General features: G+C 64.3%; 20 protein-coding genes and 1 pseudogene. 11 read left to right on the top strand and 10 right to left on the bottom strand.

Annotated features, from left to right (window positions below; translation table 11 throughout):
* Positions 1–41 precede the first annotated feature (41 nt).
* The 4 genes from ACFOKF_RS00525 to ACFOKF_RS00510 all read right to left on the bottom strand — a co-directional run bounded on the left by ACFOKF_RS00525 (position 42) and on the right by ACFOKF_RS00510 (position 3,205).
* On the bottom strand, positions 42–989 hold the full coding sequence (locus ACFOKF_RS00525; protein WP_137710507.1) for a phytanoyl-CoA dioxygenase family protein: 948 nt from the start codon (positions 987–989) through the stop codon (positions 42–44).
* A gap of 10 nt (positions 990–999) precedes the next feature.
* The gene (locus ACFOKF_RS00520; RefSeq protein ID WP_030089508.1) at positions 1,000–1,611 is read right to left on the bottom strand and encodes an acyl-homoserine-lactone synthase; all 612 of its coding nucleotides are present in this window, start codon (positions 1,609–1,611) and stop codon (positions 1,000–1,002) included.
* A gap of 72 nt (positions 1,612–1,683) precedes the next feature.
* Entirely contained in the window at positions 1,684–2,427 is a 744-nt protein-coding gene (locus ACFOKF_RS00515) for a LuxR family transcriptional regulator (protein ID WP_244309909.1), read from the bottom strand.
* 16 nt (positions 2,428–2,443) lie between these two features.
* Positions 2,444–3,205, bottom strand: coding sequence for a helix-turn-helix transcriptional regulator (locus ACFOKF_RS00510; protein ID WP_380792254.1), 762 nt, complete (start codon positions 3,203–3,205; stop codon positions 2,444–2,446).
* A 221-nt stretch (positions 3,206–3,426) separates the two neighbouring features.
* Here ACFOKF_RS00510 and ACFOKF_RS00505 point away from each other — a divergent pair, with 221 nt between their 5' ends.
* The 6 genes from ACFOKF_RS00505 (at position 3,427) to ACFOKF_RS00480 (ending at position 11,917) form a co-directional block, all read left to right on the top strand.
* The gene (locus ACFOKF_RS00505) at positions 3,427–3,993 is read left to right on the top strand and encodes a hypothetical protein (protein ID WP_021245252.1); all 567 of its coding nucleotides are present in this window, start codon (positions 3,427–3,429) and stop codon (positions 3,991–3,993) included.
* A 194-nt stretch (positions 3,994–4,187) separates the two neighbouring features.
* Entirely contained in the window at positions 4,188–4,607 is a 420-nt protein-coding gene (locus tag ACFOKF_RS00500) for a hypothetical protein (RefSeq protein ID WP_021245251.1), read from the top strand.
* Between the two features lie 54 nt (positions 4,608–4,661).
* Entirely contained in the window at positions 4,662–5,942 is a 1,281-nt protein-coding gene (locus ACFOKF_RS00495) for a TolC family protein (protein WP_021245250.1), read from the top strand.
* Positions 5,942–7,192 carry an efflux RND transporter periplasmic adaptor subunit gene (locus ACFOKF_RS00490; RefSeq protein WP_021245249.1) on the top strand — a complete coding sequence of 417 codons (1,251 nt, stop codon included), beginning with the start codon at positions 5,942–5,944 and terminating at the stop codon, positions 7,190–7,192. Before ACFOKF_RS00495 ends, ACFOKF_RS00490 begins: the two co-directional genes overlap by 1 nt.
* Positions 7,182–10,388, top strand: coding sequence for an efflux RND transporter permease subunit (locus ACFOKF_RS00485; protein ID WP_021245248.1), 3,207 nt, complete (start codon positions 7,182–7,184; stop codon positions 10,386–10,388). The genes ACFOKF_RS00490 and ACFOKF_RS00485 overlap by 11 nt, the downstream gene beginning before the upstream one ends.
* Positions 10,385–11,917 carry an alginate export family protein gene (locus tag ACFOKF_RS00480; protein WP_021245247.1) on the top strand — a complete coding sequence of 511 codons (1,533 nt, stop codon included), beginning with the start codon at positions 10,385–10,387 and terminating at the stop codon, positions 11,915–11,917. The genes ACFOKF_RS00485 and ACFOKF_RS00480 overlap by 4 nt, the downstream gene beginning before the upstream one ends.
* 188 nt (positions 11,918–12,105) lie before the next feature.
* Here ACFOKF_RS00480 and ACFOKF_RS00475 read toward each other — a convergent pair whose 3' ends face one another.
* Together ACFOKF_RS00475 and ACFOKF_RS00470 are read right to left on the bottom strand one after the other, a co-directional pair.
* Positions 12,106–12,798 (bottom strand): RES family NAD+ phosphorylase, encoded by a 693-nt coding sequence (locus ACFOKF_RS00475; protein WP_021245246.1) that lies wholly within the window; start codon positions 12,796–12,798, stop codon positions 12,106–12,108.
* Between the two features lie 5 nt (positions 12,799–12,803).
* Positions 12,804–13,193, bottom strand: a complete 390-nt coding sequence (locus ACFOKF_RS00470; protein ID WP_020818070.1) for an MbcA/ParS/Xre antitoxin family protein — start codon at positions 13,191–13,193, stop codon at positions 12,804–12,806.
* Positions 13,194–13,473: 280 nt separating this feature from the next.
* Between ACFOKF_RS00470 and ACFOKF_RS00465 the strand changes: the two genes are divergently transcribed.
* Positions 13,474–15,237, top strand: coding sequence for a ThiF family adenylyltransferase (locus tag ACFOKF_RS00465; RefSeq protein ID WP_158230061.1), 1,764 nt, complete (start codon positions 13,474–13,476; stop codon positions 15,235–15,237).
* Entirely contained in the window at positions 15,234–15,761 is a 528-nt protein-coding gene (locus ACFOKF_RS00460; protein WP_021245243.1) for a Mov34/MPN/PAD-1 family protein, read from the top strand. Before ACFOKF_RS00465 ends, ACFOKF_RS00460 begins: the two co-directional genes overlap by 4 nt.
* 43 nt (positions 15,762–15,804) lie before the next feature.
* On the opposite strand, the pseudogene ACFOKF_RS00455 reads toward ACFOKF_RS00460, so the two are convergent.
* The 4 genes and pseudogenes from ACFOKF_RS00455 to ACFOKF_RS00440 form a co-directional block, all read right to left on the bottom strand.
* A pseudogene (locus ACFOKF_RS00455) lies at positions 15,805–16,443 on the bottom strand (integrase); the annotation flags it as partial.
* Between the two features lie 680 nt (positions 16,444–17,123).
* Positions 17,124–17,399: a hypothetical protein gene (locus ACFOKF_RS00450; RefSeq protein ID WP_030541607.1), complete on the bottom strand. Its 276-nt coding sequence runs from the start codon at positions 17,397–17,399 to the stop codon at positions 17,124–17,126.
* A gap of 55 nt (positions 17,400–17,454) precedes the next feature.
* A complete protein-coding gene (locus tag ACFOKF_RS00445) occupies positions 17,455–18,204 on the bottom strand; it encodes a methyltransferase family protein (protein ID WP_021245240.1) in 750 nt (249 codons plus the stop codon).
* On the bottom strand, positions 18,201–18,464 hold the full coding sequence (locus tag ACFOKF_RS00440; protein WP_013039078.1) for a DUF2933 domain-containing protein: 264 nt from the start codon (positions 18,462–18,464) through the stop codon (positions 18,201–18,203). Before ACFOKF_RS00440 ends, ACFOKF_RS00445 begins: the two co-directional genes overlap by 4 nt.
* A 251-nt stretch (positions 18,465–18,715) precedes the next feature.
* Here ACFOKF_RS00440 and ACFOKF_RS00435 point away from each other — a divergent pair, with 251 nt between their 5' ends.
* From ACFOKF_RS00435 to ACFOKF_RS00425, 3 genes are read left to right on the top strand one after another with little or no spacing between them, the layout of a single operon-like run.
* Positions 18,716–20,176 (top strand): MBL fold metallo-hydrolase RNA specificity domain-containing protein, encoded by a 1,461-nt coding sequence (locus tag ACFOKF_RS00435; RefSeq protein WP_021245239.1) that lies wholly within the window; start codon positions 18,716–18,718, stop codon positions 20,174–20,176.
* Complete coding sequence (locus ACFOKF_RS00430) at positions 20,173–21,711, top strand: thymidine phosphorylase family protein (protein ID WP_021245238.1); 1,539 nt, start codon at positions 20,173–20,175, stop codon at positions 21,709–21,711. The genes ACFOKF_RS00435 and ACFOKF_RS00430 overlap by 4 nt, the downstream gene beginning before the upstream one ends.
* Complete coding sequence (locus tag ACFOKF_RS00425) at positions 21,708–22,616, top strand: ribose-phosphate pyrophosphokinase (RefSeq protein WP_004212748.1); 909 nt, start codon at positions 21,708–21,710, stop codon at positions 22,614–22,616. The genes ACFOKF_RS00430 and ACFOKF_RS00425 overlap by 4 nt, the downstream gene beginning before the upstream one ends.
* The last annotated feature ends 475 nt before the right edge of the window (positions 22,617–23,091 follow it).

Genomic DNA, 23,091 nt, shown 5'->3' with positions numbered 1-23,091 from the left:
CCCCAGCGAGAGACACCTCCCGCGTCGGGAATTGGCATCAGCTATCCGTTGGATTTCACCTCTCTTTTGTTCCGCCCGGCCCCGATTTCGGCAATCCCCCCAGCCGGGGGGAGTTGGCCGGTGCGTTGCTGGTCCAGAAATTCGGCCAGCGCACCTTCCTGATCGGGTCGCAGGGCATCGGTGGCAGCCAGATATTCCGGCGGTTCGCCCCGAAGCAGGATGGACGGACACTGGCCATCATAATTGCCGAGATTGGGACGGTGCTGCTGGTAGCCGACCAGCGCGGCAAGCTCTGGATCGAACGCACGGGCCGCATTGGGCGGATAGGTCAGCCATTGATTTTCGTAAGGCTTCAGCCAGCCCAGGCAATAGCTGACGATGATGCCACGCCGGATCGCGCCGGTCATGTTGGCGCCGGCGCCATGCAGCGTAGAACCGAGGAAGAGGATCGCCGAGCCCGGCTCCGCCTCAACCGCCATGGGCTGCGCTTCCTTAACCGCGGAGCCGGCATTATGGCTCCCGGGCCAGATCAACGTGGCGCCGTTTTCAGCCTTGAACGGAGAAATCGGCCACATCACGTTGACGAGATACTCGATCTGGCCGGTCGGGCCGCGCCACATATCCTGATCCCTGTGAGGAAACTGCGCCGGCGCTCCTGGATGCAGTTCGAGCGCCTGCGTCAGGTTGAGCTGGATGGTATCGCACCAGGGGTCGAGAACCGACCGCACCAGGCGCATGATCGCAGGATGGCGCACGAGTCGCTCGACAGCGGGCACGCGTTTCAAAAGGCCGCCGAAGCGCTTGGTGCGCGGACCGTAGAAGCCGCCCAGACAAAAGGGTGTGGCGGCAAAACGCGGATCGAGGGCCTGATCGATCTCCACGATCTCTGTCTTGGATGCGATGTCCCGCAACACGCAGAAGCCCTGCCGCTGCAGATCGTCATCGACCGCAGGTTCGACAGCTGGGCCATAGGAAGAGAGATTTGTCATAGCGCCCTCCTCAAGCAGCCTTGGCAAGATCGGCAAGGCCGACCGGGCGCCAGATGCCGCTGACCTGCAGCTGCTCGCGGGTGCGGCCATCGATGTCGATCTGCAAGGCGACAAGGCAGCGCCCACTTGTCGAGCCGGGCAGGCCGAGGGGACGGCATGCCCAGCCAAAGCTCAGGATCTGCTGGAACCAGCACCACTCCGCGACGCCGGAGTAACTGCCGATATGATTGCCGAGCGCATATTCGACGAGGGCGGACACCAGCCGATTGCGCACCTCCAGGCGCTCTCGTGCGCGCAATCGTCGTGCAAGACAAAAGCGCGTGATCTCGAGGATCGCACCACCCTGGGGAGGCGCTTGTTCGCATAGTTCGGAGAAAATGGTGCCGAGAATATGGTCACCGGTCGTGGGAAGCAGCCGCGCCGAGGCAAGGTGCTCGCCCTCGGCGTCGGCTATCACGATGTAGACGGCACGGTCATTGTCGAACTGGTCGATTTCATAGCGGCCGGCGACGACCGGCACGTCCCAACGCAGAAGATCGACAAATACCCGTTTGCGTTCCTCGAACATCGAACGGAACAGGCGGTTCTCCATGGCGCAGGCAGCGCCGGTTTCGATATGCATGACAGCCTCCTTTGGTGAGGCGGTCAGTCGATCAGGCCCGCGTCCTTTCGGTTATCCCCAGTCCTGGGGAGATCATCGGCCGAAAACATCTGCGAAGCTGATCTGTCCATCGAACAATGCGCGGATCGCCAGCAGCGTGCGCTTCGTCACGCCGTAGCGGTCGCGCGCATCCTTTACATGCTGGATCACCGTTTCCTGCCCAATGCCGAGGATTTGGCTAATCTCCCAGTCGGTTTTCCCGCGTGCTACCAGCGCCACACATTCGGCCTGCCGCTCAGTCAGGCTCGGGCCTTCGCACGGAGCTAGGGTTTGCCGGGAAAGCCTGCGCGCGGCTTCGAATGCGAAGCTGCCAATGAGCTGGACGAGCGGGAGCTGACGTTGATCGAGCACATCGCCCGCCCCCATGGCGAATGAGCACGACCCATTCACCTCACCAGGAATATGGGCAGGAACCGTGAAACCATCGCCCAGTCCGGCGTCGTGCGCCTCCGCCAGGATCGACCGATCGGCAGCGCTGAGCGTGATGAGGGATTGCACCGCCGACCAGGCAAAGCCGACATTGGTGCGATGGCTGGCACGGTGGATTGGGTCACTGGCATAGAGGCGGCGCGCCTGGAAACGCTCCACCCAGTCCGGCGGATAATCGACAACATGGACAGAGCTAACCGCTGGCTTGAGGTCGATATGGTGGTCCAGGGCAAAGTACCGAAAACCCATTGCGCCCGTGATCTCGGCCATCAGGTCGGCGAGTGCTCGGCTATCCTTGATTGTCGCGGCAACCGCGCAGAATTCCTGAACTTGCCCAAGCCCGATCATCACGGCCCAAGCGAGATCAGAGGAGCGCGTCCATGTTGAGATGACCGTCGCGAACCGCGCGCAGCACTAGCTGGGTTCGGCGCCGCACGCCGTAGCGCCGCCGCGCGGATTCAACATATTCGTGCACGGTGTCGCGGCTAAGCCCAAGGATCTGGGCAATCTCCCAATCGCTCTTACCTTGCGCCACGAGCGCGATGCACTCGACCTGGCGCGGACTGAGAGGAACAAACACGAAGGTCCTTATCCCTTCGCCGAGCAGTTCACGCGCACGGTCATAGGCGACCGAACCCAGCAAGCGGGCGGTGAGAATTTCCGCCGCATCCAGCGGTTCATCGCGCGGTCGGGCGACGGTGAAAATCGCCTCAGGCTCACCCGGCGTCCTGATCGGCAAGCTATAGCCCGCTGCCAAGTCATGATCCCTGGCGCGTTTCAGGATGCTCCGCTGGCGCGAAGAAAGCTCAAGCACGTCGCCTACCCGATCCCAGGCGAGCCCCGATGGCGTGCGGGCGCAGGCCGCATGGATGGGGTCCTCCACATAGTGGCGCTCCGCCAGCACCTCTTCGAGCCAAGCCGACGGATAGGTGGTGAGAAACAGGCTCTCCCCGCATCCGCGCCGAAGATCGACATTGTGGAGCAGCGTGAACCAGCGGAAGCCGAGTTCGCGCACGGCCGCATCGATCGTGCCTTGCAAATCGCCGAGGTTTCCAGCACGCGCACATTCCTGTGCGAAACGCGTGAGGTCGTCCAGGCGGCCGCAGTCTCTTATCCTGTTCGCCATAGACGGTCGAAGCTCGTCGCCAAAAGAACTTCTCGTCCAGCGTTAAGCGGCCAGCTCCGCGATTATCACGGTGAGTTGAGAACGATTCGCAACAAACCTGCTTGGATGAATCGCCTATGACACTTTGCCTGCTGGTAAAGTGTCATAGGCGACAAAGGACGCTCCACGGTGCGAATTTCGGATTCACATTGATCCTCGTCTGTGCTTGATTCAGTCGCGTTATGTTTCATCCCGGCGCTCCTCTCCAATCTTCCAGCAGCTGCGATATCGCAGCCGTGCTCGAGAGATTGGCGCAGGTCTCAAGCCGTCCCCGCTATGCCTTCATGCTGCTCAACTTGATTGCGCAGGTCGCCGGCCCCGACGGGAGCGCCGGTCCCTGGATCAAGCGGGACAACGAGCTTGTTTCGCTGCGCGACTGGCTCTGCGACGCGCTCACACCGATGTCTCATCGAGTATCCCGCAGCGCAGCGTTGGCAGATCGCGTTCGTAGGGATCTGGACAGAAGTGGAATGCTCACCGGCGATGCACAGGAAACGCAACGAACGATCGCAGAGGAAATGCGCGCACGCATGCGAACCACCGGGAAGAGTAACCTCAGCCGCGCCGTCTCCGAATTGGTGAACGCCGATCTCATGCGCCGTCATTATCAGGGCTATCACGTCGACCATCGAAACCGCGGCGGGCAGCGCCACGCCGTCTATACCTTGATCGGCGACGCCCGGGGCCTCGTGTCTGCGACCAGTCTCACGAAACATGCCGCACAGGGCGAACTCGCTCTTATGAGGTGAGGATACGCCAGTCCGCCCTGCACCACCGGCAGAGATCCTGCCGATGGCTTGGAGTTTTCAGAGCTAACTGTCGTCGTGCTGTTACAACGGCAATCCGCGAAGCAAAGCGCGCCCGCTTCATTAGAAAAGCCAAGATTGCTTTGCTCATGCCGAGTTGGCTTGCCTGAAAACAAGCGGACGGTTAGTGACTCAATGTGCAAACCAGCGAAACCTCCATCGTAAAGCGGTTGACCGCGATGCTCTGCATCGCGCTCGTCTTCGTGTTTGCGGGGATGTCGCTGTCTAACTCCATGGACCGAATCCAGCATGCGCCGGGCGCGCCGATCGCCCATGAGCACATGCTCCTGGGCGATCTTTCGCTCGAGCTGGATCATGCCGACGATCATCACAGCCCGCAGCCGGACGACAGCGACGACGATCCTGTCGGGCATCTTGCCGGCGGTCATCACCACCATGCCGATGGCGGCTCCGGCCTGATCGTCCCCGATCAGGCGCCGGCGGCGATACTCGCGCTGGCCGCCAGCGCGGGCACTTTCGAGCCGCAGCGACGGCCGCTCGGCGTGAAGGCGCGCGGCCCCGAACGACCTCCCAAGGATCTCGGCCCAAACGCCTGAGCCCCGCGTCGCAGGTTCGGCGCGGATGTGTCGTGCCGTCTTGCGAGGCCTTTCATGTTTTCATTCGATCGCGCGCGTGCCCACGCGCGCCTTGCCAAGATGCCGGTGCTCTGCGCCGTGCTTCCACTTTTCCTCTACGCGCAGGCGGCTTCGGCCCAAAACCTGACGCTTTCCGATGCGCTGGCCCGGGTGGCGAGCGGCGATCCCGTCGTCGCGGCCACTGCGGCCCAACTCCAGGCGGCGAACGCCGCTATTGCCCAGGCCGATGTCCGTCCCCGCGACGTGATCGGCGTCGACGTCGAGGATTTCGCCGGCACAGGCCCCTATTCGCCGATCGACCGTTCGCAGACCACGGCCTGGTACGAGCGCACCTGGGAACGCGGCGGCAAGCGCGAAGCCCGCATCGGCGCCGCCCGCTCGTCGGTAGGCGTGACGTCGGCGCGTACGCGGCTACGGATGCTCGACCTTCTCGCCCAGGTGCAGGCGGCATGGGTCGAGGCGCTTTCCGCCGAGGCGGCGGTGGCGGTCGCCGGACAGCGGCTCGCCGAGGCCGAGCGGGTTGAAACCGAAGTCCGTCGCCGGGTCGCCGCTGCGCTCGATCCGCTGTTCGCGGCCGAGCGCGCGAAAACGTCGGTGGCGCAGGCGCGGATCGCGCTCGACCAGGCCCAGGCGGCCGCCCGCATCGCCCGCGCCTATCTCGCCGCCTGGTGGGGCGGCACGGCGGACTATCGGCTCGACACCGCGCCGTTCACCAATCTCGCCGCCGCTCCCGCCGCCGAGGGCGATCTTCCCGATCTCGCCTTGCTCGACGCCGAGCGCGCCGCAGCTGATGCGCGCGTTCGCCTTGCCGAGACCGGCAATGCGGGGGATCCGACCGCGCGGGTCGGCGTGCGGCATTTCGGCCAGGGCAACGACGTCGCGCTGGTGGTCGGCGGCTCTATCCCGCTCGGCAACCGTTCCGCCAATCGCGGCAATGTCGAGCGCGCACGTGCCGATGCCCAAGCGGCCGAAGCCGAGATCGCGGTGGCACGGGTCGAACGGCGACGCGAGATCGACCGGCTCACGGCCGAACGCGCCGCGCTCGCGACCGAAATCGTTCGGCTCGACCGCGAAGTGCTGCCGGGCGCCGAACGTGCGGTGGTCATGGTGCGCGACGGCTTCCGGCGCGGCGGCACCGCCTTCACCTTTCTCGAGGTGAGCCAGGCGAGCCAGGCGGTGATCGAGCTGCGCTCGCGCCGCATCGACCTGCTGCGCCGCTTCCATCTCATCGGCGCCCGGCTCGACCGGCTAACCGGCCGCCATCTTCCCCTCATCGCCAGCGCGGAGAACCGCTGATGAAGACCTCCTTCCTTGTACGCGGCGGCATCCTCGCCGCTTGCGCCTTGCTGGCCGCCTGCAGCGGCAGCCCCGCCGCCAACGAAACCGGGGAAGAACCCGCCGCCAAGGCCGCCGACTATGAGCGCGGCCCGCATCGCGGACGAATGCTGCGCGATGGCGATTTCGCGGTCGAGATGACCATCTTCGAGGATGGCGTCGAACCCGAGTTCCACGTCTACGCCTATCGCGGCGGCAAGCCCGTGACGCCGGGCGAAGTGCAACTCGGCGTCGAACTCACGCGGCTCGGCGGCCGGATCGACCGCTTCGCCTTCACGCCGCGCGAGGACTATCTGCTGGGAGGCGGCGTCGTGCATGAGCCGCATTCGTTCGACGTCAAGGTGCGCGCGGTCGAGGGCGGGCGCACACATAGCTGGTCCTATGCCTCCTACGAGGGCCGCACGACGATTTCCGCCGAGGCGGCGCGCGCCGGCGGTGTGAAGTCCGAACGGGCAGGACCCGTCGCCATCGCCGAGCTCATCGACATGGCCGGACGGATCGAGATCACGCCCGAAGGCAAGGCCGATGTCCGGGCGCGGCTGCCGGGGCAGATCGTCTGGATGAGCGGGCAGCTCGGCCAGCAGGTCCGCAAGGGTCAGGCCCTGCTCCGCGTCGAATCCAGCCACTCGCTCCAGACCTACGCGGTGCCGGCGCCGATCAGCGGCACGATCATCGAAAAGAACGCCAATGTCGGCGACGTAACCGGCGATCGCGCGCTGTTCGTGATCGCCGACCCGGCGAAGCTCCACGCCGAGTTCTTCGTGTATCCGCGCGATGCCGAGCGCGTCCGTGTCGGGCAGACGGTGCGCGTGCGCAGTCTTTCCGGAGAGGCGCGGATCGAGGCCGCGGTCGAGGCGGTCCTGCCGACCGCCGATCTCGCCAGCCAGACGCTGATGGCCCATGTCCACCTACCGGAATCGGCGGCGCGCATGTTCCGTCCCGGCATGGGCGTCGAGGGACAGTTCGCAGTCGCGTCGGCGAATGTCCCGCTCGCGGTCAGGACCAAGGCGATCCAGCGCTTCCGCGACTTCGAGGTGGTCTATGCCAAAGTCGGCAACACCTATGAGGTGCGGATGCTCGAGATCGGGCGGCGCACGCCCGAGTGGACCGAGATCCTCGGCGGGCTCGAACCCGGCACCGAATATGTGACCGACGGCGCCTTCCTGATCCGCGCGGATGTCGAGAAGTCGGGGGCGAGCCATGACCATTGAGGCTCCCGCCCGTCCGCCGCTGTTCGAACGCCCACCGATTCTGGAAAGGCTCGTCGCCGGCGCGATCCGGTTCCGCTGGGCGGTACTGGCCGCCGTCGCGCTGCTCTGCGCCATCGGCATCTGGGCGTTCCAGCGCCTGCCCATCGACGCGACTCCGGACATCACCAACGTCCAGGTCCAGATCAACAGCGAAGCGGCGGGCTTCTCGCCGCTCGAGGCCGAGCAGCGCGTGACCTTCCCGGTCGAGACCGCAATTGCGGGTCTGCCGGGGCTGCAATATACCCGCTCGGTCTCGCGTTACGGGCTCTCCCAGGTGACTGCGGTCTTCGCCGATGGCACCGACATCTATTTCGCGCGGCAACTCGTCAACGAACGGCTGCAGAACGCGCGCGACCAGTTGCCCGAAGGGGTGGTGCCCGAGATGGGGCCGATCGCGACGGGCCTGGGCGAGATTTTCATGTACACGCTGGAGGCGCAGCCGGGTGCGCGCAAACCCGACGGCAGCGCCTACAGTCCCGAGGATCTACGCACGCTCCAGGACTGGGTGATCCGCCCGCAGCTCAGGAACACGCCCGGCGTCACCGAGGTCAACAGCATTGGAGGCTACGAGCGGCAATATCATGTGACGCCGCTGCCCGAGCGGCTCTCCGCCTACGGCCTCACCCTGAACGATGTCGTGCAGGCGCTTGGACGCAACAACGCCAATGTCGGTGCTGGTTATGTCGAGCGCTATGGCGAGCAGTATCTCATCCGCGTGCCCGGCCAGGCGTCGGGTATCGACGATTTGAAGTCGATCATCGTCACCAATCGCGGCGGCGTGCCGATCCGCATCGCCGATGTCGCCGACGTGGGCCTGGGAGAGGAGCTGCGCACGGGCGCCGCCACCGAGAACGGCCGCGAGGTTGTGCTCGGCACCGTGTTCATGCTCGCGGGCGAGAACAGCCGGATCGTTGCCCGCGCAGCAGCCGAACGGCTTGCCGAGGCGGCCAAAGCGCTGCCGGCCGGCGTCAAAGCCGAGGCGATCTACGACCGCACCGAGCTCGTCGAGCGCGCGATCGGCACGGTCGAGAAGAACCTCGCCGAGGGCGCGCTGCTCGTCATCGTCGTACTGTTCCTGCTGCTCGGCAATATCCGCGCGGCGCTGATCACCGCCGCGGTCATCCCGATCACGATGCTGATGACGATCACCGGGATGCTCCAGGCGGGCGTGTCGGGGAACCTGATGAGCCTCGGTGCGCTGGACTTCGGCCTGATCGTCGATGGCGCGGTCATCATCGTCGAGAATTGCCTGCGCCGATTCGGCGAGGCGCAGCATGGGCATGGCCGGCTGCTGACGCGCACGGAGCGGTTCGATCTCGCGGCATCCGCCACATCCGAGGTGATCCGCCCGTCTTTGTTCGGCGTGCTGATCATCGCGCTCGTCTATGTGCCGATCTTCGCGCTGACCGGCGTCGAGGGAAAGATGTTCCATCCCATGGCAATCACCGTGGTCATGGCGCTCAGCGCCGCCTTGATCCTGTCGCTGTCCTTCGTGCCGGCGGCGGTCGCGCTGTTCGTCACGGGCAGGGTCGAGGAGAAGGAAAGCCGGCTCATGGTTCTCGCGCGCAAGGCCTATGCCCCCGCGCTCGACATGGCGCTCCGGCTGCGCGTCGCGGTCGTGGTCGGCGCGGTGGCGCTGGTCGCGCTCGCCGGCCTCGCCGCCAGCCGCATGGGATCGGAGTTCGTGCCCAATCTCGATGAAGGCGACATCGCGCTCCATGCGCTGCGTATTCCCGGCACCAGCCTCAGCCAGGCAATCGAGATGCAGAGAGCGCTGGAGGCGCGGCTCAAGCGCTTCCCCGAGGTCGAGCGGATCGTCGCCAAGATCGGCACCGCCGAGGTCGCGACCGACCCGATGCCGCCTTCGGTCGCCGATACCTTCGTGATGCTAAAGCCTCGCGACGAATGGCCCGACCCGCGCAAGCCCCGGACCCAGCTCGTCACCGAGATGCACGCGGCGGCCCGGACCATCCCCGGCAACAACTACGAGTTCACCCAGCCCATCCAGATGCGGTTCAACGAGCTCCTGTCGGGGGTGCGCGCCGATGTCGCGGTCAAGGTGTTCGGCGACGATCTCGACCGGCTGCACGAAATCGGCCAGGCGATCGAGAAGGTCGTGGCGGGCATCGATGGCGCGCAGGACGTGAGCGTCGAGCAGGTCACAGGCCTTCCAGTGCTGCAGATCACGCCCGACCGAGCCGCGCTCGCCCGGCTCGGTCTCAATGTCGGCGACGTGCAGGACGTGGTCGCGGTGTCGATCGGCGGCGCGCCCGCCGGACAGATTTTCGAGGGCGACCGCCGCTTCGCGATTATCGTTCGCCTGCCCGAAGATCTTCGCACGCGGGTCGACGAGATCGGCCGGCTGCGCATCCCGCTGGGAGCCGGCGGCGGCGAACCACGCGGCTTCGTGCCGCTCGAGGACGTCGCCAAGGTCGAGGTGGTCATCGGCCCCAACCAGGTCAGCCGCGAAGACGGCAAGCGCCGCGTCGTCGTCACCGCCAATGTCCGCGGCCGCGACCTCGGTTCGTTCGTCGAGGAGCTCCGCAGCAAGGTCGGGGCGCAGGTCGAGATGCCCGCCGGCTACTGGGTGAGCTACGGCGGCACCTTCGAACAGCTGATCTCCGCTGCCAAGCGGCTGCAGCTGGTGGTGCCGGCGGCGATGCTGTTGATCTTCGGCCTGCTCTATGCGCTGTTCCGCTCGGGTCGGGACGCCGCGATCGTCTTCTCCGGGGTGCCGCTGGCACTCACCGGCGGCGTTGCGGCGCTGTTGATCCGGGGGCTGCCGCTCTCCATCTCGGCAGGCATCGGGTTCATCGCGCTCTCGGGCGTGGCGGTGCTGAACGGAGTGGTGATGCTGAGCTTCATCCGGTCGCTGCTGGCCGAAGGCCGCAGCCTTGAGGACGCGATCCGCGAGGGCGCGCTGACGCGCCTGCGGCCGGTGCTGATGACCGCGCTGGTTGCGAGCCTCGGCTTCGTGCCGATGGCGTTCAACGTCGGCGCGGGGGCCGAGGTGCAACGGCCGCTGGCGACGGTGGTCATCGGCGGTGTCATCTCGTCGACGCTGCTCACCCTGTTGGTGCTGCCCGCGCTCTATCGGCTCGTCCGCCGCAAGGAAGGCGAAGCGGATCGGCCTTTGGTGACGGAGGCGACAGCATGAGCCTCAGATCCTGGGTCGCCTGGCCGGGCGCGCCGTTCGGCATTGCCTCGGCGGCATTGTTCGGGGCGAGCACGCCGCTCGCCAAGGCGCTCCTGGGCGAAGGCGTGAACCCCTGGCTGCTGGCGAGCCTGCTCTATCTGGGATCGGGGTTAGGGCTGGCGTTCGTCTGGGTGCTGCGAAGACGGGTGAGCAACGAAGCGCCGCTCGTTCGTGGCGACTGGGGCTGGATGGCACTCGTGGTGCTTGCCGGGGGCGTTGCCGGCCCGCTGCTGCTGATGCTTGGCCTGACGACCACGCCAGCCTCCTCGGCCGCACTACTTCTCAACCTCGAGGGCCTCGCGACGATGGGCATTGCCTGGGCGGTGTTCCGCGAGAATGTTGATCGCCGACTGCTGCTCGGGGCGTTAGCGATCCTGGCGGGCGCGGCGCTGCTGGCCTGGCAGGGCACCGGCAGCGGATTCGGACTGGGCGCGGTCGCCATCGCCGGCGCCTGCCTCGCCTGGGGGATCGACAACAACCTCACACGCGGCAAGGGTACGAAACTCACGCTCACCGCTGGGCGCATGACGCTCAACCTGGGATCGCGCCGGCTGGTCGCGGCTGACGACTATCGCAACACGACCAATGGCTACACCGGCCTGCGCGCCGACATCGCCGCGCCGCAGGGCTGGAAGACGACGCTGATCTACACTCTGCCGCAAGTCCGTCTGCCCGACGACACCCAAGGCATTCGCGATGCCAAAGTGCGACTCGACAGGGAAAGCTTCGATCTCGTGCTGTGGGGCGGGCAGGTCAGCAAGGCCAAGGCGATCGGGGCAGCAATGGCGGAGCTAAGCTATTTCCATCTCGGCGAGCGCGATGCACCCGGGCGGCCCACACGGGACCGCTCGCTCGACACGTTCGGTGGGCGGATCATTGCCGAGCCGCGGGCCAGCAAGTTCGACTACGAGATCGAGGCCTTCTACCAGACCGGCCATGTCAGCGCGTCACCGGCGCCCACTGCGGCGCGGCAAAGCGTCGGCGCGAGCTTCATCCATGCCGACGTCGGCTACAGCTTCGCCGGCCCTTGGAAGCCGCGCCTATCGGTCGAGTTCGACCGGGCCAGCGGCGACAAACCCGGCGGCAGGTTCGGCCGCTTCGACACACTGTTCGGCATGCGCCGCGCCGATCTCGCGCCGGCCGGGCTCTACAATGCCATCGCCCGGACCAATATCATGACGCCCGGCATTCGCATCGAAGCGACACCGAGCAAGCGGCTCGACTGGTTCGCCTCTTATCGGCCGATGTGGCTGGCAGCGGATCAGGACAGCTTCTCCTCCACCAGCGTGCGCGACGCCTCGGGGCGCTCCGGTGATTTTGCCGGTCACCAGATCGAGGCACGCATTCGCTACTGGCTCGTGCCCACGCGGCTGCGCTTCGAACTCGACGGCCTGCTGCTCGCCAAGGGGCGCTTCCTCCGCGACGCACCCAATGCGCCGCCGGGAGAATGGACGCGCTATGGTTCGTTCAACTTGACGGCGAGCTTCTGACGGGCGGTCGGCTTGCGATCGCGTGTATTGGACGCCCACCCAACCTGACGAAGGTCATTTTGAGAGCAGGCAAATAGGGTTCTGTCAGCTCATCTTGGAAACGGACTTCCTGGAAAGTTCGCGCAGCGATGCTCACGGTAGCCGACGGCGGTCCCGCAACCTGTAGTAACGATGTACTGCCCAAAAGACTAAGCCGCGAGTGCGTCATCCGCCAAAGAGAAGTCCTCAGGACTTAATTTTCGGCCCACTTCATCAAAGGCGTAGACGGCCGAAATACGCGATCCGTCCCATGCAAAACGATAGTGAACCGTCTGGATGGTTCGCCCCAGCCTGTCGCCTCGCAAAACCGCGTAGCAGCGGTGCGACGGTCGCTCAGGGGGGCAGTAGATGATGCCATCCGCCGCTTCTGGCAAATCTCTTGCTATCTCCCAGCGTTTTTCCCGCTCCAGGTTGGGCGAAACTTCCGAGAGGTCCGCAAACTTTCCCGCCACCGGGGTCTTGAGCATCCGCATGTCCAAGCCAAGGGCGGCCTCACTCGTTCGCCGCAGGAATCCTTCGCGCCGAGCGACCGCTACAGCAAGCGCCGTCTGTTGATCGTCGGAAAGTTCCAACGCTGGCCAGGTAGACGGGAAGAAGCGGCTCCCCTCAGGGTTGAGGTATTTGAACGGAGCGAGATTCCAGTTTTGAAGCTGCGGCGACCCGCTATCACCATATAAGGCTCGTAGCCGCTCATCTGACTGTAAACGCGGATTGGTGCGCGCCTCGATCTCCGCGAGTTGATCGAGCCTGTCGTTTGCCACGAGGCCGTCGAAAACTGAAACGGGCGGGAAACGCGAGGGAATAAGCCTGTAAAGCTCACATTCGATGTCGACCAACTCCATTGCGATCAACCCCCGCGCTGAGCATCCAAATATTGCCGAACTCGATATATGTCTGCGACTCCCCCTCGCAACATGATAGCCAGGGCAGACTGACCATCAAAAAATTCGTTGGGCTTTTGCATCCACGCGTCGCCGCGTTCGTCGACCGTGAACAGGATACGCAGGGCCTTCCAGATGGCCAAGATGTGAGAGAGGCGTTCTGTCGTATCATTCGGAAGCGTTCCGCCCTCTTTCTTCCATTTGAAGAATGTCGACCTGCCCGGTGAGCCCAAGAGCCTGATCTGATCGTCAGTGGTCAACTCCCAGCGTTCCGCGATCTGGAAAAAGGCCTCTAGCTCCACCGGAATCCGGGTCGTTCCCATGCCCGCGCGAGCATCGGCTTGCGAATTGCCCATAAAAAGCTCCCCGGTCCATTTCTGGACTTGATTTGCAAATCAGTCCTAATACATACAGTTCAAATCAGGACTCGAACGCGATTCTAGTCCATGATGACACGGCGTCAAGAGTCCTCTCAGGAGATCATGATGAACAGCAACAATGGAAATCCGCCGGGCCACCCGGATCATCCGCAGCACCCCGATGTGCCCAAAGGCCCGCCGAGCCATACACCCGGCCGTCCGGATGGTCCGCCGGTGCCGTCCAACCCGCCACCCCACCGCCCGGTTGGTTGAACAGATGACCGCAACCGAGGGCTGGTGGGACTCGTGGGACGGCCTGTACCGGGCCGAATTGGCCGCGTTTGAACGCCACGGCGCTGCGGTTTTGGTTAAGCACAAGTCAGATGGCTTCCTCCTGTTGGAAGCTATCTGGCCGGCCAAGGAGCGAGGAGATATTCGGCTACTTGTCGGGTTCTCCTCGTTACACCCCTATTGCCGCCCCGAAGTGACGGCACCCGATCTTGAACTCGATCGCCATCAAAATCCGCACAGCAAGGCCCTTTGCCTTTTGATCCAAGGCAATGACCAGTGGGACCCGAACGAACTTGTGGCTGACATGATCGACCGCCAGTTGCAGCAGCTGTTCGATGCCATCGGCCACCGCAATGCTGGTTCTTGGGAAGAAGCGGCCAAGGCGGAGGAGCCTTATCCAGATCCGCTCTCGACCTATTTTAACGGCCAGGGTGAAACCAACTCTGCCGTGTACTTTGGACAGGGGCGCACCGCTCCAACCGGCAAATTCGGCCCAGCGACCGCCGTCAGCCAGGAACGCCCGATAGCCGGCCCTAAGAAGGACGGCGCAGCTTTCGAAGCGATCATGACGCAGACGAGACCTGCTAAAGGGGTTTGGCTCGCAGAGCCATTTGAACTGCCGCAGCGAACAGGAAAGTGGTCGCCACTGCCAGCCCGATGGGTGCGCATGAAACCGACCCTTGGACGGGACGCGGCAGCCCTCCTAGCCGAAGCGGAAGCACTGGTCGCAGCTGAGGCGAACCTGTTCCAAGGGGAAGCAAGCGGCTGGACGAAGATCGGGAAAGCCCCCTTGAGCATCACGGCGATTCTCATCGAGGAGGAGGTCGCTTATGGGCCGAATGGTCTTGGTGACGGATGGATTTTCCTGGCTAATCGTTGGGTCGGCAAGCGTCGCCATGTCAGCTTCATCCGGGGCTACGGCATTTCCGACGACATGTTCAGTCGATTGCCGGTCGCCAGCGCACTGCGCGGTAAGAAGGCCCTGCTCATAGGATGTGGTGCGATCGGAAGCTTCGCCGCTATTGAGCTGGCGCGAGCCGGTTTCAAGGAAATCAGCCTGTTCGATCCCGACCTGGTCGAGCCCGGCAATTATGTTCGCTGGCCGCTCGGTCGCGCGGTATGGGGTGTTTCCAAGTCCGAAGTGCTCGCAGCGTTCATCCAGCAAAACTACCCGTGGACGCAGGCGTCCAGCGGCCAAACCAAAGTCGGCGCGGCGCTTTCTGACTCGCAAGACCTTGGACAACTCAAAGGGAACCCGTTGCAGCAATTGCGATCGCTGATCGGCTCAGTTGACGTCGTGATCGACACGTCGGCGTCAACCGAATGCCAGCAGGCGCTGGCGTTTCATTGCAAAGATATCGGAACCCCTCTTGTGATCGGCTATGCAACCCTGGGCGCCGCAGGCGGCGTGGTCGCGAAGTTCGCGACCGATCATCCAGCATGCTTCCTATGCGTCCAATCTCAATGGCTTGACGGCACGTTACCGCAGCCCGCGGAAGACACCGGCGGCACCGTACTTCCTGTCGGATGCAATGCGCCGACATTCACGGGGGGCTCGTTCGATCTGCAGGAAGTGTCGCTACAAGTTGTTCGCGGTGTGCTTGCCGTCACCATTCCGGATGTTTTCGACGCGGGGGATTGGGACGTTGCCGTCCTCTCGCACTTCAAGGACGGGAGGCGGATCCTACCGACCTGGGAGGTCGGGCATGCCCGCGCGCACCCCGTCTGCTGTGGCCGGGAGGTTGCGTGACTCTCTGGCTCAGCGCCGCCGCAAATCGTCGAATTCTTCAACTGGGCACCGCATTCCATCCGCTGGAAACAGGCGGCGTGATGCTCGGTTGGCACGATGGCGACGATCGGATCGTGGCCCGGGTCATCGGTCCCGGACCACGCGCAATGCACGGGCGGCACGCCTTCATACCGGATCATGTTTGGCAACTGGAGCAAATAGGTCAGGCATTTTCGGCCAGCGCTGGCGATTTGGATTATCTTGGAGACTGGCACACGCATCCGGATACCCCGGCAGTGATGAGCAATGAGGACCATATGACCCTGCGCCGCATCGGCAAGCGGGTCCCCAGGGCCGCGATGCTCATCGCCTCGCTGAGTGAGAAACGCTACGAGAGCCGGGCCTGGACCTATAACAAGCCGGGCCTGCTGGCACGGGCGCGGTCCGTCGAGACTGACGTCCGGATCTTTGAACCGCCTGAAGAGTGGGGTTTGGAGAAGATCGGCGGACCTTCTGCAATTCAGGGGGCTCAGCCTGATTTCTAATGTGATTGTATCATGCCGTTTCGCCGCGACAGACCTAGCCCCGTCACCCAATCTTCGCCATTAGTCGGCCAGCCGCGCCCTGCTCGGCCGCGAGATTCCGGTTGTAAGCGAGAGGCATGCGCGGGCTCTTCCAGCGCAGGGCGTCCATGATCCCGGCGAGATCCTCCCCGACGACGAACAAGTCCTGATTGAGGCCCACTCGAGTCGAATGCGCGCTGATCCCCTTGAGCAGCCGTTCCAGATCGTCCTTGGTCAAATCCGGTAGTGCGCCGCGCTCGAAAGCTTGATTGATGATGGCGCGCCAGATCGGCCCGATCGAGCCGGGATGCAGCGCCGCCGTGCCGATATCATATTCCACACGCGCCGCCACAGCTGGCTTCGGTAGCGTCTTGCGCAAGTCCCAGGTCTCGCGACTCGAGATGCTATCGATGCGCCGCCCCGGGACCGCCTTGCGGGCCTTGTAGCGCCGTACCTGCACCCGGCGGAACAAGGGGCCGGCCTCAATGCCCGAGGCAGCACGCCAGGCCGCAATGGCGCGCACGGATCGCGGCGACAGATAAGCGGTCGCCCCCTCTCCTTCCGGATCTCCCTTGCTGCGCGCAATAGTCAGTAGCCGCGCCTCCGGGTCAAGCGCCTCCGTGATGTCCGTGACGTCGATCACCACCAGCTCGGAGGCGCGAACGCGCCGCTCGCGAACCACAAAAGAAGCTGCGCGCCGACAATGATCGCGAGCCACTTGTGAGTGCGGCTCGCGAGAAGGTGCAGCCGAAGTTTGGTGCTTCTCAGGGTCGAATCTCCATCCTTGCGTGTCTCATTTCGTGCCTGCCAGATTCTTCATCATCCCGCGTGGCCGACAGGTGCGCCCGCGACCAGCGCTTGTACGGCTCAGCCGTCATCCCCGAGAGTTAGCGCACGAACGCCACCGTGTCCCAGACAGGGGATCCGGTGCGTCTTGCCCCCCGCCGGCTCGGCCGTCAGCTTACACCATGCTTGATAATCCAGGGCTGCTGAGCGGGCGTGAGGCGTTGCGCCACCCCTCGCCAGTTCGGGGCTTGCCGTTAAGGGCCTTGGCTCACCTCCGATTCCTCCGCGCCGGGGCGATAGATGACAGCCGCTGCACATCTCTCCGTAGAGGCCGACACCGACTGACACCCGTTGCGCCGACGCAAAATCCGGCCGCGCCCTTGGCAATCAGCCCGCTGGCACGGCGGTCGAACAGGTCAGTTGCTTGTCCGGCTTACAGATAGCGCCCGATCGCACTGCCCGGGCTCGGTCACGTCCTGAACTTCGGTGACGTTCAGGACGTGGCTGCGATCTCGATCGGTGGGCGGCCCAGCTTTTCGAGGGCGATCGCGTGACGGGCTAACCAACGACGGGATCTTTGACCCACCCCAAGGCATCGTGCAGCTCTGATATGTCGGCGTCGATGATCGCGTACAGGTCTTTATCTTCCTCGCGAAAGAACATGCGCGCCTTCGCTTCGTCTTCGGCAGGGGGAAGCATCGCTCCCAGGCGCTCCGGCCATTTCGCGTCTATGAATCTCATGAGCCGCTTCCAGGCCGCGGATCGGGTCTGATGGAGGCTCAGGACGGGAACGCCGTTTACTACAATCGCAAGGATCGTCACCTGCATGGTCACATACGCCCCCTCGATTTCGTCATGTTCGTGATGATCTTGCGGAGGAGGACAACGTCTAACCTCCTGGCAGCATGTTGTCGTGTTCTCGAGAACCCTCGCTAACCGGCCCGTCCGTCTGATGGCCTGCCATTCGAGCATTTCCTGTGAAGGCCAGTCCTGCAATCTCCCGCTTCCAACGCAAGCTGGGGAAGAAGGCGGGAACATGGGCCATGTACTGGCGGTAGCTATCGCCGTAGGTCGCGAGCGCGTATCTCTCCTCATGCTTAGCCAAACGAATGTACATCACCACCAGCACTGGAAACATGGCAAGCGTCAGAAGCGTCGGCCATTGTAGCAAGAAACCGAGCATGACGAGGATGAACCCTACGTATTGAGGGTGCCGCACCCGGGCGTAGACCCCCGTCATTGCCAATTCGTGTTTGCGCTGACTCGTGTGAAGCGCCGTCCACGCGATCGAGATTAGCCAAAAGCCTACACCAATCAGCACAAAGCTGGCGATGTGGAACGGGCCGAAATGCGGATTGATGCGCCAGCCGAACATCATTTCCAGGATGTGGCCAGCATCGTGGCTCCACCAGTCGACGCCGGGGAAATGCGACTGGAGCCACCCCGACAGCAGGAAGATGGTGAGCGGGAAGCCATACATTTCGGCGAAGAGCGCGACGATGAACGCACTGAACGCGCCGAAGCTGCGCCAGTCGCGCCGCGTTGCCGGCTTGAAGAAGCTGAACGCAAAGAGGATGAAAACGGCGGCATTGACCAGCGCGAGCCCCCACAGACCATAGCCATAGTCGGCGTGCGTCATCGCGACTCTCCTTCGATGCGGCCGTTGGGATTGGCCGGCAAGCCGGCGGGTGCCTGGCCGGGCTCATGGCCATGCTGATGCCCACCTTGGCCGTGGTGCATGAACAGGTGCATGAGCGGGCAGGCGAGCAGGATGAGATAGGGCAGCACACCCAGGAAGTGCGCGGTATGCTCGGTAATGAGGAAGAAGCTGGCGACGAGCAGGAAGCCGATCAGAACGATCTTGCCGCGCTTGCGCATGCGATGGTCATGTTCGCCCATATGCCGTTCTCTTCTAGTCAACGTCCAGCCTGCATAGGCTCGAGTCCAAGGAGCAAGGTATAAGTAGAGACCGAAGTCCGAAGGGCATCGCGCAAGCATGGGTAAGGTGATCGATCGGATCGGCCACCGGTGTTCGCGCGACGCAACTGTCGGGAGCAGCAGTCGTGCTGCGGCTTTTGCGTATAGGCGTGCGGCGTCCGCGAATCAAAGCTGCGCTCACGAACATAATCGTGAGAGGCAGGCCCGCGTCCATGCACAAGAGAAAGAAACGGCACCATTCCCGCAACCAGTCCGGCGTGACCGTCCTCGAGCGCGAAGCAAGGATCGATCTGGCTAAGCGCCCGGCCGATGGTCTCGGCGTCGCCTTTCTCGGCGCATCGGGAACGGTCACAGGGTCGCGTTATCTGGTGGACGATGGTGAAACTCAGATCGTTGTCGATTCCGGCCTGTTTCAAGGACCCAGGGATCTGCGCCGCCTTAATTGGGCGCCAATTCCACCCGAAGTCGCCGATGTCGGCCAAGTCCTGCTGACCCACGCTCATCTCGATCACTCGGGCGCGCTACCGCGCATGGCGCGCCTGGGCTGGGACGGTACCGTCCTTGCCACCCGGGCGACCGCGGCCCTGTGCGAGCTCCTTCTTCCCGACAGCGGTCATCTGCAGGAAAAGGATGCGGAGTTCGCCAACCGGCACGGCTTCTCCAGGCACCAGCCGGCGCTGCCGCTCTACACCCAGGCTGACGCGCGTCTGGCATTGCAGCTCTTCCGGCCGATCGAGTTCGGAGCGTGGCATGCAGTCACGGACGGCATCAGGGTGCGCTATCATCGCGCCGGCCACATCCTCGGCGCGGCGTCGATCGAGATCGACTGGAAGGGGCGGACAATCCTCTTCTCAGGCGACATCGGCCGTTACGGCGATTCGGTGATGAAAGATCCCGAGCCGCCCGCGCGCGCCGACTATGTCCTGGTGGAATCGACCTATGGCGATCGGCGCCACGAGCAGGTCGATCCGACAAAGACGCTTGGAGATCATGTCGAACGATGCGTCGAGAGAGGAGGGACGGTGGTGATCCCGGCCTTCGCCGTGGGACGGGTCCAGTCGCTTCTCTATCATTTCTCGCGTCTGCGCGCGCAGGGACGCCTCCGCGACATCCCGATCTTCCTCGACAGCCCGATGGCGATCAACGCGAGCGGGCTGATGTGCGATTTCATGGACGAGCATCGCCTGGCCCGCGCCGAGTGCGAAGCGGCGTGCAGCGTCGCGCACTATGTGCGCGAAGTGGAGGAATCCAAGGAACTCACCGCCAACCCCGCCCCAAAGGTCATCATCTCGGCCAGCGGAATGGCAACGGGCGGCCGCGTGCTCCACCATCTCAAGCGCTTCGCGCCGGATGGGAAGAACCTCATCCTCTTCTCGGGCTTCCAGGCGGCGGGCACCCGCGGCGCCGCCATGATCGGCGGCGCCCGGACGATCAAGATCCACGGCGAGTATATCCCGGTCGAAGCCGAGGTCGCCAACCTGACGATGCTCTCGGCGCATGCCGACAGCGACGAGCTCATGCGCTGGCTCGGCTCGCTGCACGAGGCCCCGCGCCACGTCTATGTCACCCATGGCGAGCCGACCGGCGCCCACGTCCTGGCGAAGCGTGTCTCGGAGGAACTGGGCTGGGCATGCAGCGTACCGGCGCTGGGTAGCTGGGGCATGCTCGCGTGAAGCCCGGGATCATCGAGAACGCCGAAGCAGAGTCTGTCGCGACGACGCTGCGGGCACGCCGCATCGGCCTGTCGGGTGCCGGTAGCGATCTGATCGCGGTCATGCGCCACGACTGTCCCGTCTGCCGCTCGGAAGGTCTTGCGTCCCGCGCGCAGGTCGCGCTGCGCGCCGGCGGGCGGGAAATCGTCGTCTCGCTGCTGCACAGTTCCGCGGAGACTCCAGCGCCCGGCGAGATCGGCCTCTCGGAATCCGCATGGCAGCGGCTCGGCGTCAGCGAGGGCGATCCGGTCGAGATCGCGCACGCCCAGCCTCTCGCCTCGCTCGCCGAAGTGCGTCGGCGTATCTATGGCAATCGTCTCAGTGACGGGGCTTTTTCAGCGATCATCACCGACATCGCCGAGCGACGCTATAGCGATGTCCATCTCTCGGCATTCGTCACGGCCTGCTCAGCGGTCCCGCTCGATACGGACGAAACGATCAGCCTGACCAGGGCGATGGTCGATGTCGGCGAGCGATTGCAGTGGCCCGGAACGGTCATCGTCGACAAGCATAGCGTCGGTGGATTGCCGGGCAATCGCACCACGCCGATCATCGTCTCGATCATGGCCGCGGAGGGCCTGATCATGCCCAAGACATCGTCGCGGGCGATCACCTCGCCGGCCGGCACGGCGGACACGATGGAGGTGCTGGCACCTGTCGACCTCGACGTTTCCGCAATCCGCAAGGTGGTCGAGCGCGAAGGCGGCTGCATCGCCTGGGGCGGCGCCGTCAACCTCAGCCCTGCCGACGATGTGATCATCGGCGTGGAACGGGTGCTCGATATCGATGCCGTCGGGCAGATGGTCGCCTCGGTGCTGTCCAAGAAAATCGCGGCCGGTGCGACCCATCTGGTCATCGACATCCCGGTCGGGCCGACCGCCAAGGTACGCGGAGCCGATGCCGCCGACACGCTCGAGCGGGCGCTGAGCTCTGTCGCCCAAGCCTTCGGGCTTCGCACGCGCGTGATGCGCGGCCCCGGCGCCGAGCCGATCGGACGGGGCATCGGTCCGGCGCTCGAGGCGCAGGATATCCTTGCCGTGCTCCAGGGGCAGCCGGGCGCCGAGGATCTCGCCCACCGGGCCTGCGAGCTGGCGGGAGGACTGCTTGAGCTCGCGGACGCAGCCCCGGCCGGCGAAGGCTATGCGCGTGCGCGGGCGTGCCTCGAAAGCGGCCGGGCCTGGGCCAAGTTCCAACGTATCTGCGAAGCGCAGGGCGGCATGCGGGCTCCACCGGTCGCCCGGTTCCAACAGGATATGATCGCTCCCTATAGCGGCCGCCTGGTGAGTATCGACAATCGCAAGCTCGCGACGGTCGCGAAGCTTGCCGGCGCGCCGATGGCCAAGGCCGCCGGCGTCGCGCTGCAGTGTCGGCTGAACCAGATGGTGGATGCCGGGGCTCCCTTGTGCACCATTCATGCCGAGAGCCCGGGCGAGCTCGATTATGCGGCGGCCTATGCGGTGAGCGACGGGCCGATCTTCGGGATTGAAGCGCTATGAACCGTCCCGTGCTGTTCGCGCTGCCTGGCAGCGAGGCCCTGGCACAGCCGCTATCCGCCGCGCTCGATGCAGAGGTCGGCACGATCGAGCATCGTCAGTTTCCTGACGGGGAAACCTATCTCAGGGTCGGAAACGACGTCAGCGACCGCGAGGTCATCCTGCTGTCCAGTCTCGATCATCCGGACGCCAAGCTGTTGCCGCTGCTGTTCGCAGCCGACACCGCGCGCGATCTTGGCGCTCGCAGGATCGGGCTCGTCGCCCCTTACCTCGCTTACATGCGCCAGGACATACGCTTCCATGCCGGCGAGGCGGTGACGTCGCGAACCTTTGCTGCGATCCTGTCTCGCCATCTCGACTGGCTGGTGACGGTCGATCCGCATCTCCATCGCTACCATGAATTGTCGGAAATCTACCGCATCCCAACCCAGGTTGTTCATGCCGCGCCGTTTTTGGCCTCGTGGATCAAGCGCAATGTCGCTCGCCCGCTGATCATCGGTCCGGACCTGGAAAGCGAACAGTGGGTCTCGCAGGTGGCGGCCGATGCCGATGCTCCGTTTCTCGTGTGCGAGAAAATCCGATCCGGCGACCGTCACGTCACCATCTCGATTCCGAATGCCCCAGCGTTTCTCGATCGCCAGCCGGTGCTGGTCGACGATATCGCCTCATCCGGTCGGACCCTCACCGAGGCGGCGCGCCAACTGGTCGGCATGGGGTTCGCGCGACCGGATTGCGTGGTCGTGCATCCGCTTTTTGCCGGCGATGCAGCGCAGGTTCTGGGTGGGCTTGTCGAAAGGATCGTCAGCACGAACGCGGTTGCACATGCGTCGAATGATATAGACGTCATGCCAGCGATCGCGGAGGCCGTTCGCCACCGGATTGAATGGCGTGCTGCGCGTCAGTTCTAAGACGGAAATGAACGCCCGGCAAACGCTGTGCGCGTCCTCATCCATTGACCCTAAACGAGTCCGAACCAATCTCCTGAGATCTCCCTTTCGGAGAAAATCGCGGCAGGGAAGGAGGATATGTCGTGTCGCACACACGCTCGTTCATCGATCCCCTCGACGTTGCTGGGCACCTGAAGCTTGAGCCCGAAGTAAAGCGCGCCACCCTGCTATCCTGGGCGTCCGATCGCGCAGCCGTCAAGGGCCAACCCGCCCCCCTCGCCCGCCGGGCGCCAGTAACCCGCTGCCGGTCGACGATGTGATGGAAGCGTAGCGATGGCTCGATCGCGCCGAGGGCGGCGCGGGCAACTCGCATGCATCGTCCGGAGCAGAGACCCGGCAATGAGCCGCAGCGACCGCGGCATTGGTGTGAGCGGAGTAGCCGAACCCTCACAGTTTCGCTGTCCTTCGCCGTTTTGCCTCGCCAAATTTTTACTCT

The sequence above is a fragment of the Sphingobium rhizovicinum genome (genome assembly GCF_042647625.1).
Lineage (GTDB): Bacteria > Pseudomonadota > Alphaproteobacteria > Sphingomonadales > Sphingomonadaceae > Sphingobium > Sphingobium rhizovicinum.
The sequence above is the reverse complement of the archived record's forward strand: the minus strand, read 5'-3'. Positions and strand labels throughout refer to the sequence as shown.